Origin of the sequence: Arenibacter aquaticus, assembly GCF_003957295.1 — a bacterium.
GTDB classification, from domain to species: domain Bacteria; phylum Bacteroidota; class Bacteroidia; order Flavobacteriales; family Flavobacteriaceae; genus Arenibacter; species Arenibacter aquaticus.
In genome coordinates this window covers 118,566-133,869 of record NZ_RQPJ01000008.1, presented here as the reverse complement: position 1 = coordinate 133,869, position 15,304 = coordinate 118,566, and the positions used below count along the sequence as shown (strand labels likewise).

The window sequence follows — 15,304 nt, the reverse complement described above, 5'->3', positions numbered from 1 at the left end:
CTAAACTGTGTCTTCTATTTATTTTACCTTAACTACCTTCATTACGCCCTGCATAATTCGCCAGTGCCCAGGAAACGTACATATAAAAGGATAATCACCTGGTTTAGTTGGGGCCTTAAATTTTAGAACAACTTTTTCTTCAGGGTTTATTATAGCCGTTGCAAATAAAACTTCGGGCATTTCCGGAACATAGTTTTTTTCTGCACCATTGGGATCCATCGCCAATTTATCGGCAGCCAAACCTACTTTCTCCTTTGCGCCCAATTTAGTGACTACCAGATTGTGCTGCATAAAATCTGTATTTTCAAAAACCAGCTCAACCGCCTGTCCGGCTTCTACAACAAATTCGGTCAAATCAAACTTCATTTCGTTTTTAATGGTTTTAATGTTGACGACCACAGCCCCTGAGTTGTTATCCTCTTCATTATTTTTCCCTGCTTTCACCTCATTGATATAGGTTTCAACCAGTATCTCCCCTAATGGTTTATGAGCAAAGAGATCTTTAGCCTCCCTGGAAAAGTCCAGCTCCACATCATATTTCCATTCTCCTGCCAGCGTTGTGTTAAACTGACCTGAATTGAAGACCATTTGCTCTTCTTTACCCCAGATTCCGCCTCCGCCTCCGGTATCTTCTACCCGTACTGCAATAGAATTTTTACCGGCCTTTAGAATTCCCGCAGGGATGCTGTACACCCTATTGGCCTTATAATCATTCTCTGTTTCCCCTATTAACCTGCCGTTTAAATAGACCTTATCCGAATCATCTATGGGACCCAAGGAAAGGGTGCCCTTTCTTCCTACTCGATTGGCAGGAATAGTTAGCTCTTTTCGGAACCAAATAATGCCATCCATCTGCAAACCTGCATCTTCTATCAACTGCGGAAGCAACATGGTCTGCCATTGGGTATCATCAAAATCCATTGCCTGTCTGGGGCTATCTTTAACCGATCCTTTTCCAAAATTGGGATTGGATGCCAAGTAGGCAGCTACAAATCCTTTATGATGTTTGCTTCCTGCAGCGTATAGGGCCTTTGCCAACCATTCGTCTGCAAGCAATTGTTTCTTATTGCTCAGCTCATATAACCGCTTCCCTATTTCCATACTGGGTTCCCTTTCCGCAAAATACAGTAAGGCCGCCAATTGCACCTCTGCTGCCTCATCCTCCAATATATCGGTTTTGAGCAATAAGGAATCAATGGTATTATTTTTTGGCAATACCCCTATCGCTGCCTTCCGTACAGCTGCCGAGGGATGGCTCAATGCCGATTTTACAATCTCCATGACCTGGGTGTCGGAAGAAATTGCCCCAAGCCCTTCCAAGGTCCACAGCCCGTGCAATGCTCCGGGATTAAGTCCCAACTCATCTACCTTCCTATTTTCAATCAATTCAATAAGTTGGGGAACAACCTCTTGGCTACCATTTTCAACCAATAAGCGTTGCGCTGTCATTCTCCAGAACATATTATTGTGGGTTAAAGCCTCTAACAGCTCTTGGGGTTTGTTCCGGTCCAAACTAATTAATTTAGCCTCCTCCCTATATTTGGGCGATATTCGCCATATCCGACCGTGAGACCTATCTCGCAGCGGATTTTTGTAGGCATTACCAGGTCCGTTAACAGCATCGTAGCCCCCTCTGTCCACATTTGGGGTTGGATTGTGTTGTATAATAAAATTGTACCAATCCAGTACCCACACAGCGCCATCCGGTCCTACCTTAGCCTCAACTGGGGAAAACCACTCATCAGAGCTGGCCATTAAATTGCCCCCATCCTTTTCCAAATAACCAGCTCCGTTCTTTTCTATATTGGCAATATGTACTACTCCTCCGGTAGGCTCGCACACAAAGGCATATTTATTCCAGTACTCCTTGGGAAAGGTTCTGGCTGTATAAAAATGGTGTCCTGCAGCAGCGGTAAATCCTCCAAAAACATCTACCTGCCTTACATTTTGGGTTATGGGCAACATACCATAATGTCCGTCTATTTTTTCACTTCCCTTAAAGGATATCCCAGCCACCTCAGCTAAGTTCCTATTGGGAATCCCCATAAATACGCTATGGGTATTATTGGCCGTGGAAGCAAAAACAGCATTATCCTCGGTAATGCCCAAGCCCCAGGTATTGTTGCTCGTATTGGTCAAAAATTCAAATTGCTCCATTTTCTTGTTAAAGCGATATATACCTTGACCAAATTTTAAATCTTCTCCAGCGATGTTTCCTTCAAAACCAGAATAGCCCACAACACCATAAATATTATTGTCAATTCCTATTTGAAGGTTGGAAGGTCCCGCATGGGTATCAAAAACACCCCAACCTTCCATGGCGATTTCCTTAACATCTGCTTTATCATCCCCATTGGTATCCTTTAGGAACAAAAAATAAGGAGCCTGAGAGACTAAGATCCCCCCATTGACAAAGGCAAAGCTTGTAGGTATATTTAATTTATCCGCAAAAATGGTAAACTTATCCGCCTTACCATCCCCATCAGTGTCCTCGCAAATTTTTATGCGATCATCACCCATGCCTTTGTCATCCCTTACTGTATTGGGGTAATCTACAGTCTCTATAACCCATAGCCTGCCCTTCTCATCCCAATTCATGGCTATTGGGTTAATAATATCCGGTTCAGAAGCAAAAAGCTCCAACTTAAATCCCGCTGGGACTTGGATCAATTTTTCCGATTCTTCCGGTGACAAGGGAAGTTGATATTTTGGTGCCGGATCCCTTTTCTCATAATTAGGGATATTGGACATTTCCTTATATTTTAACGTTGGTATATCTTTAATAAATTCTTCCCAGTTCCTCTTTGTCTGCTCGTCTATTGCCCAAAGGATCCCCTCTTTAATAAGATTTTGAAATCCAGGTTTGCTCCAGGTCCTTTCATCATGTCCGTAGGCAGTGTAAAACACCTTGCCCTTACCATATTTTTTAACCCATGTCCATGGTTCCCGATGATCGTCTACCACCCTTTCCATTAGAACGGTAATATCATCGGCCATTTTATCATGTACATACGTCTCGTCCCAAGTGGTGAACTCCTTCACCTTTTTCATAATGGGATGGGTGTTGTTCATTATTTCTGCCGTGAAGGTATCCGTACCATGGGCCATAAACTGCCCCCCAACCATATCTACATACTCTTCTGACTCATTGAAACAAAAACTGGCACAATGTATAGGGATAAACGCATGACCCTCCGCAACAAATTCCATTAGCGCTTTTTCCTGCTCTGGAAATCTATTTTCATAATTTGCATATAAAATAACCCCATCATAGCTCTCTAAAGTCTCTTTATTAAGATCTTCTACCTCCTCTGTATACGTGATATTTATGCCACTTTTGGTTAGTGATGAAGCTAGAATAGGCATATAGGCCCTAGAATTATGGTGTTCATTGGCATGACCAAGAAATAACATCTCAATTCTTCTAGGTTGATTGTCTTTTTTTTTCGACTCGGATAACTTACAACCCAATAGCGTTACCATAAGGATAAAGAGACAAAAAAAGAGAGCATTTGTAGTTTTCATAACCGACTGAAGTTTTTGGTTGAACAATGTTATTGAATATAAAAGCACAAAGCGAACTCTTTGTTGTCCACTTTTGACTGTTTTATATCATTCAATTCGTATTTTTACTATATTTAAAGACATTTTACTACAAATAACAGCTTTAACTCTCTCTTATTTGTCCATTATTTATCATTAATTCCAGATCCTTTTTGACGTGAAATCGGCATTACAAAAATCACCTATCCCTAAGTCGCAGGCCTTTGTAGCCAAATTGCTCAGACAACCCAATTTTGATCCCAGTTGGCATTTTCATCCGGAATTCCAGTTGTTTATGGTTTTAAAGGGGAGCGGCACCCGATTTATAGGAGACCATGTTAAACATTTTAAGGAGGGGAATATTACCTTTACCGGGCCTAATTTACCGCATATGTGGCGTAGTGACAATGAGGGGTTGGACGTAGAAGATAACTCATGGTCCGAGGGGATTGTGGTATACTTCCATGAAGATTTTATTGGCCAGGGTTTACTGCACAAGACTGAAATGATCAAATTGCGACAGCTGTTCCAGAGAAGTTTGAGAGGAATTGATGTGCTGGGGGACACAGCCAATAAGGTGGGCAATATGATGAAAAAGCTCTTATATCTTGAAGGAATGGACAGTGTTGTGGAGCTATTCAACATACTCAACTGCTTGGCAAACACTTCCGAATCCGAATTGTTGGCCAGTCCGGGATACACCAACTCCTTGAAACAAGGGGACACCGAGAGAATGAACGATGTACATGCCTATGTTATGAAGAATTTCAAGGAAAAAATACAGCTATCAACAGTAGCCTCTTTGGCCAATATGACCCCAACCTCCTTTAGTCGTTATTTTAAAATGCACGCCAACAAAACTTTTTCGGAGTTTTTAACTGAGATCAGGATCGGGTATGCCTGCAAACTACTTATTGAAGAAAAAATGAATATAGGTCAGGCTTGTTATGCCAGTGGTTTTCAAACCCTTTCCAATTTTAACAAGCAATTCAAGACTATTACCAAAAGGACCCCTATGTCCTATAAAAAAAAGTATGGTATATAACCACTTTCCCGTCATAGATAACAGGATTATTTCTAGGGAGGGCCATTTACATTTATTAGCGTAATTTTGCCCCATGGTAAGAAACATTCAGCTCAGGACTACTTTATTGGAGGAGTCCGTAGATAATATCCTCCATAAGAAAGCGGCCAAATATTTAGGCATCCCCATTGAGGATGTTACGGAGGTCTTGATACTTCGAAAATCTATCGACGCCAGAAAATCTACCATATATTTTAATTATAAAGTTTCTGTCTATATCAAGGAAGCGCCGCCAAAGAACAATGCCTATGACTTTGGATATAAAGACGTATCCAATGCCCAAGAGATACACATAATAGGTTTTGGTCCTGCAGGCATGTATGCTGCCCTTCGATGTATTGAATTAGGGTATAAGCCCATTGTTTTGGAAAGGGGGAAAAATGTACAGGAACGCAGGCGCGATTTAAAGGCTATTAACAGGGACCATATAGTTGACGAAGATTCCAATTACTGTTTTGGAGAAGGAGGGGCAGGCACTTACTCAGACGGTAAATTGTACACCAGAAGTCTAAAACGCGGGGATGTAAGAAGAATATTTGAAAATTTGGTCTATCACGGGGCTACCGAACAAATTCTTATAGATGCCCACCCACATATTGGCACCAATAAATTGCCCAAATTGGTCCAAAATATTAGGGAAACTATTTTAAAATATGGAGGGGAGATTCATTTTAAATCCAGGGTAACCAATTTTTTGATTACCAAGAACACCCTAAGGGCCATTGTGCTGCAAAATGGTATGGAGATGCCCGTTAACAGGGTTATTCTGGCCACTGGACATTCTGCAAGGGACATTTATTACTTGCTAAACAAAAAGAAAATTGGTCTTAAAGCCAAGTCATTTGCCATGGGGGTACGGGTAGAACATCCGCAACATATTATTGATAACATTCAATACCATTGCCGTAATGAACGCAACCCTCTTCTCCCTGCGGCCTCCTATAGTCTGGTAGAGCAGGTGAAGAACCGTGGGGTATACTCATTTTGCATGTGCCCAGGCGGCTTCATAGTCCCTGCTGCCACATCTCCTGGAGAGGTGGTTGTCAATGGCATGTCGCCTTCCAAGCGAAATAATCAATTTGCCAATTCGGGCATCGTGGTAGAGATAATTGTGGATGTGGACATAAAAAAGTATGAGCATTTTGGCCCACTTAGGGGATTGGAATATCAAAAGGACTTGGAGCGATTGGCTTTTACCTCAGGTGGCCGCTCTCAGGTAGCTCCTGCACAGCGCCTTACAGATTTTGTAGAAGGCAAACTCTCCAATGACCTTAACCCCAGCTCTTATCAACCGGGACTTAAGTCGGCTCCTTTGCATTCACTATTGCCCAAGCTGATAGGGAGTAGGCTGCGTTCTGGCTTTACTGCTTTCGGTGAAAAGATGAGAGGATACTATACCTCCGAGGCCAATGTGGTAGGGGTAGAATCACGAACCTCGGCGCCAGTGAACATCCCTAGAAATAAAAACTTGGAACATCCTGAAATTCAAGGTCTTTTCCCCTGCGGGGAGGGAGGAGGCTATGCCGGTGGTATTATATCGGCCGCCATGGACGGGGAGCGCTGTGCAGAGGCCGCGACCTCAGGATTATAGGGGGTATTCTTGGATTTATAGCGTTTATCCAAACTAATGCCCTACCTTTGTGCCTTATTTTATACAATACATGACATTCAAAGACTTAGGTATTATAGAACCTATCCTAAAAGCCCTAAAGGCAGAAGGCTATACAAATCCAACACCAATTCAAGAACAATCCATTCCCATTTTGCTTCGCGGAACGGACTTATTGGGCTGTGCCCAAACCGGAACCGGTAAAACTGCAGCTTTTTCCATCCCCATCATCCAGCAATTGGTATTGGACCGGGAAGCTGATAAGGGACAACGAAAAATTAGAACTTTGGTAGTTACGCCTACGAGGGAGTTGGCTATACAGATAGGAGAAAATTTCACCTCCTATTCCCGATTCACAGGAATTAAAAACACCGTTATTTTTGGAGGCATTAAACAAGGAAGACAAACCGACGCCCTTAAAAAAGGGGTCGATGTGCTTATTGCCACCCCAGGTCGTTTATTAGACCTCATGAACCAAGGGTTTATCTCTCTTAATGATGTTAAATATGCCGTATTGGATGAGGCCGACCAGATGTTGGACATGGGCTTTATTCATGATATCAAGAAAATAATTGCCAAATTGCCTAGTAACAGGCAATCCCTATTTTTTTCGGCTACCATGCCTCCTGCCATTGCGGAACTCTCCAAAAAAATCCTGGGCGATTTTGAGCGGGTTACCATTAAGCCCCAACAAGCTACTGCAGAAAAGGTAGAACAGGGCATTTATTTTGTTAGCAAAAAAAACAAGTCCCAATTACTGATCCACTTACTGGAAAAAGATCCAACCGATTCCGTCCTTGTTTTTTCCCGAACCAAGCACGGGGCCAATAAAATTGTGAAGCAATTGGCCAAGGCCGATATCAAGGCCGATGCCATTCACGGAAACAAATCCCAAAATGCCAGACAAAAAGCCTTGGGAGAGTTTAAGGATGGTGACTTAAAAGTGCTTATTGCTACTGATATCGCCGCTAGGGGCATAGATGTTGAAGAACTTTCATTGGTGATAAATTATGACCTTCCCAATGTACCAGAAACCTATGTACACCGTATAGGTAGAACAGGTAGGGCCAGTGCCAGTGGTGTTGCCCTATCCTTTTGCGATGTGGAAGAAAGGCCCTATTTAAAAGATATTCAAAAACTGATAAACCAACAGGTCCCAGTTATTAAGGACCACCCTTTTGAAGATGATGCATCGGAAGCCGTGCCATTGGAAGAAAAGAGACAACCGCAGAACAGGCAGAAACAAAGAACAGGACAATCTAAATATAGGGGAGGCAGAAACAGCTACCGAAACAGGAATAGGAGCAGGAATAATAGATCGCAAAAAGAATAGCAGGATATTTTCCCGCTTTACAAAGGTCTGATAATGATATTATCTGCCAAAAATGTATAGGTTCTAAAAAAAATCAGGATATTTATTCTTTAATAATGAATAACCATCCAATGAAAAGTTTTTACACCGCCATTCTAATAGGATTAGGCCTTCTTGCCACAACGGAAACCAGCTGGTCCCAAACAGCCAATGTTGTTAGTTTTAACATAAAATATGACAATACTGCTGATACCATTAATAATTGGAACGACCGTAAACCCCATGTAGCCAAATTAATCCAGCATTATGATTCGGACATTGTTGGTATCCAAGAAGGTTTGCACCGTCAGGTAGACTATTTAAACAAAGCCCTTACAGACCATGCTTATGTGGGAGTTGGCCGGGACGATGGCAAGGAAAAAGGAGAGTATTCGGCAATTTTCTACAATACCAAAAAATTTAAGGTACTAAAAACCAATACCTTTTGGTTATCTGAAACACCGGAAAAAGTATCGGTAGGTTGGGATGCCTCCTTGGAACGGATCTGTACCTATGCCCTTTTTGAAAATAGAGCGTCCAAAAAGAAAATTTGGGTCTTTAACACCCATTTTGACCATAAGGGAAAGCAGGCGAGAGTCAATTCTGCACAACTCATATATAAAAGGATCCGTGAAATAAACACCTCCAATTTACCGGTAATATTGATGGGCGATTTAAACTTAGCTCCGGAAACCGCACCTATTCAATATCTAAAAAAGAATTTAACGGATGCCAAGGAAATAACCATAAAACCGTTTTATGGCCCTGTTGGTACCTTCAATGGATTTAATCAGGAACGAATAATGAAAAATAGAATAGACTACTTCTTTGTAAAAGATATTGAGGTCTTGTCCTACAGCCATGTTGATGATAGAATGCCGAACAATAAACATATTTCTGATCACTTACCAGTGCTGATGACCATTTCTTATTAATTTAATTCTATGTACACCCCGGACCATTACAAAAATGAGAACCTTGAGGAAGTAAAGAAATTTATCGCTAAAAATGCCTTCGGTATATTGGTGAACCAAACCAATGGCAGGCCATGGGCTACGCATATCCCTTTGGAACTGGATGTAGACCCCCAAGGCAAGGACATTTTGGTTGGCCATATCGCAAAAGCCAATCCACAGTGGCAATACTTTAAGGAGGATGAAGAAGTCCTGGCTATATTTAACGGCCCCCATAGCTATATATCATCCTCTTGGTACAAGGATGAGGAGGTACCTACTTGGAACTATATTGCCGTTCATGTCTATGGGAAAATAAAAATATTGGATAAGGCTGCTGTCATGGAGTCGCTTCGCAAATTGGTGGATAAATATGAAAAATCTTCCGAACAGCCCGTGTCCATAGAAAAGCTATCCGAAGCTACTATGAAACAAATAGTTGGTGTTGTAGGCTTTCAAATAGATATAACTGAAATACAGGCTACCTATAAGCTTTCACAAACCAGACCTGAAGACCACTCCCAAATTATAGATCAATTGGAAAAAACCAACAACCATGGTTCCAAAGATGTTGCCCATTGCATGAAGCACTTAAAAAAATAAGTTCATCAAGATCATTATCCTATAAATAAAAAGACCCAATGAGCCAAAAATTAGAAAAACAATTAGCTGCCAAGGAGGCTATAAAATACGTTAAAAATGGTATGACTATTGGATTGGGAACGGGATCCACAGCATATTATATGCTTAAAGAATTGGAGCAACTTGTACTAAACGGCCTTGAGATCATTGGAGTACCCTCCTCCGAAAATACAAAAAAACTGGCTATCGAAATGGGAATTCCTCTAACTACGCTGGATAAGATAGATCGTATGGATATCTATATTGACGGTACTGACGAATTTGACCCCTATATGCAACTTATTAAAGGTGGTGGTGGAGCCTTATTAAGGGAAAAAGTATTGGCCCATAATTCCAATTTGGTTATCATCATTGCCGACTCAACAAAAGAAGTAAGACGTCTGGGAGAATTTAAACTTCCCATTGAAACCATTCCTTTTGCCACTGCAAACATAGGGCGATTGCTAAATAAAATGAACCTGCACCCTATAGTAAGACTAAAAGATGGAAAAAACTACATCACCGATGAGGGCAACTACATTCTAGACCTCAATATTCTAAATGTTTCCAATCTCTCGGTTTTGGAGGGTGAATTAAAACAAATCCCAGGCATTGTAGAAACCGGACTCTTTTTGGATATGGCCCATAAGATTATTGTAGGTAAGGGAGACAAGACTGTAACCCTAAGTAGATAATTAAAGAATTGCCAATAATCTAACATTAAAATGTATCGGAAACCGGAGCTTGGACCATTGCCACTGTCCGTGTATTTAGCGGGCCTTGCGAATCAAATTGGCCGTATAGACATATTTCATGTCCCTCATTTTTAAACCTTCTTGCATAGCCATTGATGTTTCGGGAGTTGCCCCCTCCGTCCAATTAATGTTTTGGCTAAGGGCTTGTTTATAATCCTTGAACATACTTACAGTCATATGTGAAGCATAGGTGTCACTACCTATTGGACAAATGAACCGTATTAACCCCCAATTAGCTTTGTTCCCTGAGTCTACTGCCTTCTGGTGGATTGGTTGAAATATTTCCATCTCCGCTTTTTCATAGGATTCATAGTTCAATAGGTCGGCCTTCATCATATCTATCTGTGCAACGGTACCCAAAGGCATACCAAAGTCCCCTTTGGTCGCAGCTATTTCTTCTGCGTATATCCTTACCGCCAAATCCCTTGTCACCGAAGAGTGGTTTAATTTTTTATTGAGATCTGCCTCAGACATATTGGGGTATGCCGATTTGGCCCTATCCATTAACTGTGCCCAACTACTTCCATCCATCATCTTTACCGGATCATTATATAAGGTAACGGTCAGGAATTGAAATCCTTGCTGCTCTCCCCCTGGACTAAGCGCCCATAGATCCCAGCCTATAATGTCCCCACTATTGATTCGTTGTTGTTGAATTTTTTCCCAAAACTCCTCTGTTTCGGCATAGGCCGCTTCCTGTTCATTGTCTACTTGCATGAATTCGAATATGAGATACAATTTATCCTGCGCCAGCACCACATTGCCCATCATTACAAGTAGGACAAAAATTATACATTTTTTCATGATGTCTTTATTAAATTAATAGCTATGTAAAGGAATTGCGATGTAGCTCCTAAAAGATGAATATATCCGAAACAATACACAGCTTTATCCACTGGCATTTTAAACAATAAGTACTATTAAAAAAAAGGAGAAAGGACGAATGAAAGTGTTGGATGTCCGTAAGACGTTAAAAAGTTACCAAAGAAAAAAGTAAACCTATTAAATAGTGTGTAAGTGTTTCAAAACGTACTCTTTAAAGGTTTTACTCATGGGGATGACTTTTCTGTTGATTTCCAGATGACTATCGGCTACCACATCCAATTTTGAAATATTTACCATATAAGAGCGGTGAACCCTAATAAATTTAGGATTTGTAAGTTCTGTTTCCACATGTTTTAGGGTAGTACTAATTAAATAATTGGCGTTGGGCGTTATGATATTGCTATAATTTCTATCCGCCTCTATATACAGAATCTCTTCCAGCATCAACTTTACCATTTTTCCATTGTGCCTAACAAATATTCGATCTTCCAATACCTCAAAGCTCTCTGAATTACCAGTGCTCTCCGTTGGACCTTCCTTTAGTTGTTCGGCCACTAGGGCAACGGTACGCTGCAAATCCAGCTTGTTAAAGGGTTTGGAAATAAAGGCATGGGGATGGGTGGCCTTAGCTTTGGCAAAGGTGCTTTCGTCACTATTGGCGGTAAGATAGATAATAGGAATGTTATGGGTTTTCCGTATTTCAGTAGCAGCTTCAATACCACTTATGGTTCCTTTTAGGTTCACGTCCAATATAAGTATATCGGGCATATTGGTGGTAGCGTGTAATATGGCTTCTTCTCCCCTAGTTACTATCCCAATTACCTCATAACCCAAGTTGGCAAGTTGCAAAGAAATGTTGGCGGCTATGATCATATCATCTTCTACAATTAGGATACGGGTTTGGTTTTTCATAACTAAGCGGCTTTATTAAGTTGGAATTCAAAAGATACTGCTGTTCCTTTATTCTGGTTTAAAATCATTTTACCATCAAGTTGCTTGGTCAACAGTTGTACCAACTGACTTCCGAATCCAGAACCATGGGATTTTTTCCCATTTTGGATACCTATTCCATTATCGGTCACCTTTAGTTCTAAATGGGAAGTGTTCCTAGTTAACCCTATAGTGATGACGCCTGCAGTATTGTTGGGAAAGGCATATTTTAAAGAATTGGTTATCAACTCATTAACAATCAACCCAATAGGTGTTGCTATATCCACATTAAGCTGAATCTCATTCATATCATATACCACATCTATTCGCTGTTCAGCACCATAGGAATGAAGCACATAATTCATCAAGTTTTTAAAGTAGCCCAGCATTTCTATAGTGGCCAAATTACTCCCGTGGTATAAGTTCTGATGAATCATACTCATACTCTGAATCCTGTTTTGGATTTGGAGCATATTGTCCTTTATTTTATCATCTTCTATGTGTGTTGCCTGTAGGGAAAGTAAACTGGAAACCACCTCCAAATTATTCTTTACCCTATGGTGTATCTCTTTAATTAGGAACTCTTTTTCTTCATTTTGATGTTGCAATTGAACATTTTTTCTTTTATTATTTTTAATGGCCACAATGCCCATTAGCAGTAAAAACAACAGCAAACCAGCAATAATTGAGGTAAGTATCTGGTTGCTCTGTTGTTTTTTTATCTTTCCTTTTTGAAAAAGAATAGTATCTTCTTTCTGTGCAAGGTCAAATTCTGTCTGCAACAAGGCTATTCTCCGATCCGATTCGGCGGTAAAAATCTCTTTTTTTAATCCGTCATATTCAGAAAAAGCCTTGTAGGCCTCCATATAGTTATGATTACCTGCAAATGCTTTGCCCAAGGTTTCGTATGCCTCACTTAAATAATACTCATCTCCAAAATCATCGGTTGCTATGGCTATTGATTTTTGAAGGCTTGTTATGGCCATCTTATATTTTCCCTGCAAATGCTGAAGCTTTCCCATGGATAACCATGAACGCATCAACATAAAGCTGTTATCCAACAATTCAGCATATTTTATGGCATTCAAACTCGCATTTTCAGCTTCTTCGTACCTATTTAAATATGCGTAAAGGTCAGCCAAGGAAATATAAATATCACTTAAGTTATTATAAAAGCCATAGCGTTCCCCTATAGCTAAAGCATGTTCATAATATTTAAGGGCCTCATCAAACCGTTTCAATTGTAAGTAGTTGTTGCCCACTACGTACAAGGTAAAATCATAATCCAGATCAGTTATTCCGCGTTTTTCAAATTCAACAAGAGATTTGATTCCGTATTCGAGCCCTTTGTTATACTTGGCCTGCTTCCAAAAAATATTACTTAGGTCACTATACGCCAAGCCTATAGCCTTTTTATCGTTTAGTTCCTGTCCCAATTTTAGTGATTCCAAGGCATAATCGGCCGCCTTGTCCAATTCTCCCCTACGTTCATATACGTACCCCAATTGGGTGTTCAAAAACGCTAGGTCGCTAGGGAGAACCTTACTTTTGGCTTCTTGTAGTACTGCTTCCGCCCAATCCAACTTTTCCATTCTCAATAAAATGGCTCCTTGGGTAATCTGGAATCGGCCATGCCAAAGTTGGTTGTCTTTTTTTGTACAACGTTCCAAACCCTCCAATGTAAAATTCAATGCCTTGGTCAAATTACGCGTATGCCAATAATAAGCAAGATCATTTAATAAAGAAAACTGAAGGGTATCATTAGGGGCACTGTTATAGGCCTCCTCTAGAGTATCCAAATAAGAGCTCCCAAAATTATCCGTATCCACAAAAACTTTTAAGTAAGGTGTATCTGAATTGTAATCTATCAACTGACCATATAAGTACGCACCATAAAAGAAAGTGATAAAAAATACTATGTTGACCGGTTTACCCATTTTTTGTCTTGGTATACTTAAAAAACTGGGGGCCTTTAAAGATACAAATATTATTTCCATTTACCGCTGGCTAAATAAAACTGCATACTGGGACAATAAATAGTATAACTCATCCACTGTTAATTGAATATTCCTTTCAAAACCAATTACTTAGTAAAGCCTTGATATTATGGAACAATTGAAAGTTATGAAAATGCCTCATATACCTTTATTGCTTATAGTGCTATGCTGGGTTTCATGCAACAACAATCCAAGATCTATAGGTAATTCCTCCTCGCCAAAAAATAAAACTCCCGCTATGATCAATGGGAACCCCAATTTAAAGGCTTCTATTGATGCCTATTTAAGTATCAAAAATCCTGACACACTAAATATGCTTGTTACCGATAATTATGTGAGAAATATGAACGGAATCCCAGTGGTCACCAATAAATCCGAACTAAAAGCTAGGTTAAATCTATATTTTACAGGATTTCCCGATTATCATATAGCCGTAAGCCATAGTATTATTTGTGATAGCCAAGGTTATATAAACTGGGTTTTTAGCGGCACCCATACAGGGCTGTTCGGGGATGTTGCGGCCACTGGCAAAAAAATTAAAATCAATGGATTTTCCCATCTATATTTTAATAAACAAGGCCAACTCTACCAGGAGGATATTTTTTATAATGAACTGGAATTTTTACAGCAATTGGGGTACTCCCTAACAACCCCCAATCTTAAATGACAACTCATTAAAGCTAACTTAAAAAACAAGAATAATTTAAACCAATAAATAATAAAGACTATGAGAACTCTGCGAAAACACCTGTTGATAACATTAACTTCCATATTGGGCTTGAGCATTTCTGTTGCCCAAAGTGAAAAAAATCAAGCCTTTTACGTGCATGAAGATCAAGTAAAGCCTTCTATGGTACAAGCATACGAAGAGGTTGCCAAAGATTTTACCAATGCTTGCAAAGAACATAACCTAGAGGGGGTCAGCTGGCAGGTAGCCTCAACGAACACCGGACGTTATTTTAACATTTCACCCATAGAAAATATGGCTGAACTGGATAAGAATGTCATGGCTCCTTTGGCAGAAAAAATGGGAGAGGAAGCTTTTAGGGATTTGTTTAAACGATATAACGACTGTTATGATAAACATGGAGACTATATCATTTATTTAAATAAGGAACTTACTTATATGCCCGAAGGAATAAGTACAACCACCGAAGGTCAGAATTATAGGAAATGGCATTTTTTACATGTTACGCCAAACAATATCCAAAATCTTAAAGGGAAGCTCAAAGAACTTAAGGCCATGTATGCCGAAAAGGGATCCAAGGAATATTACCGAATATATCATAACGGATTTGGCTCCATGGGAGATTATTATTTGGCCGTAGTTTCAGCCGTTGATGCCGAAGACTATGCCAAAAAGTCCAAAGAAAATGAAATCTTATTGGGCGAAGCAGGGGAAAAATTATTTGGAGAGATCTTTAGTTATGTGCTAAAATACGAAACTGCTTCTGGAAGCATGCATCCGGACCTAGCCTATAGCCCATCAAATTAAATTTATTAACAGGTAGGCTAGGTTTCAGAAATCTTAAAAAAGTGAATCCAGTTTTAAAATTTTCTATTTGAATTAGCAACCCTATTTGGGAAATAGACCAAACCATAACTGTTTTCACCCCTGCCTGTTTTTTTAAATATT

Annotated in this window: 12 protein-coding genes; 8 read left to right on the top strand and 4 right to left on the bottom strand. The window is 40.0% G+C overall.

The window, feature by feature from the left end; all coding sequences use genetic code 11:
* Positions 1–18: 18 nt before the first annotated feature.
* Entirely contained in the window at positions 19–3,525 is a 3,507-nt protein-coding gene (locus tag EHW67_RS13035; protein WP_126162830.1) for a PVC-type heme-binding CxxCH protein, read from the bottom strand.
* Between the two features lie 196 nt (positions 3,526–3,721).
* Between EHW67_RS13035 and EHW67_RS13030 the strand changes: the two genes are divergently transcribed.
* The 6 genes from EHW67_RS13030 to rpiA all read left to right on the top strand — a co-directional run bounded on the left by EHW67_RS13030 (position 3,722) and on the right by rpiA (position 9,856).
* Positions 3,722–4,588, top strand: coding sequence for an AraC family transcriptional regulator (locus EHW67_RS13030; protein ID WP_126162829.1), 867 nt, complete (start codon positions 3,722–3,724; stop codon positions 4,586–4,588).
* 73 nt (positions 4,589–4,661) lie between these two features.
* Positions 4,662–6,218 carry an NAD(P)/FAD-dependent oxidoreductase gene (locus EHW67_RS13025; RefSeq protein ID WP_126162828.1) on the top strand — a complete coding sequence of 519 codons (1,557 nt, stop codon included), beginning with the start codon at positions 4,662–4,664 and terminating at the stop codon, positions 6,216–6,218.
* A 70-nt stretch (positions 6,219–6,288) separates the two neighbouring features.
* Entirely contained in the window at positions 6,289–7,569 is a 1,281-nt protein-coding gene (locus EHW67_RS13020; protein ID WP_126162827.1) for a DEAD/DEAH box helicase, read from the top strand.
* 110 nt (positions 7,570–7,679) lie between these two features.
* Positions 7,680–8,522: an endonuclease/exonuclease/phosphatase family protein gene (locus EHW67_RS13015; protein WP_126162826.1), complete on the top strand. Its 843-nt coding sequence runs from the start codon at positions 7,680–7,682 to the stop codon at positions 8,520–8,522.
* A 9-nt stretch (positions 8,523–8,531) separates the two neighbouring features.
* Positions 8,532–9,143, top strand: a complete 612-nt coding sequence (locus tag EHW67_RS13010) for an FMN-binding negative transcriptional regulator (RefSeq protein WP_126162825.1) — start codon at positions 8,532–8,534, stop codon at positions 9,141–9,143.
* A 38-nt stretch (positions 9,144–9,181) separates the two neighbouring features.
* Positions 9,182–9,856 carry a ribose-5-phosphate isomerase RpiA gene (gene rpiA / locus EHW67_RS13005; RefSeq protein ID WP_126162824.1) on the top strand — a complete coding sequence of 225 codons (675 nt, stop codon included), beginning with the start codon at positions 9,182–9,184 and terminating at the stop codon, positions 9,854–9,856.
* A 75-nt stretch (positions 9,857–9,931) separates the two neighbouring features.
* Here rpiA and EHW67_RS13000 read toward each other — a convergent pair whose 3' ends face one another.
* The 3 genes from EHW67_RS13000 to EHW67_RS12990 all read right to left on the bottom strand — a co-directional run bounded on the left by EHW67_RS13000 (position 9,932) and on the right by EHW67_RS12990 (position 13,668).
* Complete coding sequence (locus EHW67_RS13000) at positions 9,932–10,720, bottom strand: hypothetical protein (RefSeq protein ID WP_126162823.1); 789 nt, start codon at positions 10,718–10,720, stop codon at positions 9,932–9,934.
* Positions 10,721–10,918: 198 nt separating this feature from the next.
* Positions 10,919–11,653, bottom strand: coding sequence for a LytR/AlgR family response regulator transcription factor (locus EHW67_RS12995; protein WP_126162822.1), 735 nt, complete (start codon positions 11,651–11,653; stop codon positions 10,919–10,921).
* A 2-nt stretch (positions 11,654–11,655) separates the two neighbouring features.
* Positions 11,656–13,668, bottom strand: coding sequence for a tetratricopeptide repeat-containing sensor histidine kinase (locus tag EHW67_RS12990; RefSeq protein WP_238389924.1), 2,013 nt, complete (start codon positions 13,666–13,668; stop codon positions 11,656–11,658).
* Between the two features lie 109 nt (positions 13,669–13,777).
* On the opposite strand from EHW67_RS12990, the gene EHW67_RS12985 reads away from it, so the two are divergent.
* A complete protein-coding gene (locus EHW67_RS12985) occupies positions 13,778–14,335 on the top strand; it encodes an ester cyclase (RefSeq protein WP_126162821.1) in 558 nt (185 codons plus the stop codon).
* A gap of 60 nt (positions 14,336–14,395) precedes the next feature.
* Positions 14,396–15,163 carry a hypothetical protein gene (locus tag EHW67_RS12980; protein WP_126162820.1) on the top strand — a complete coding sequence of 256 codons (768 nt, stop codon included), beginning with the start codon at positions 14,396–14,398 and terminating at the stop codon, positions 15,161–15,163.
* Positions 15,164–15,304: the final 141 nt, after the last annotated feature.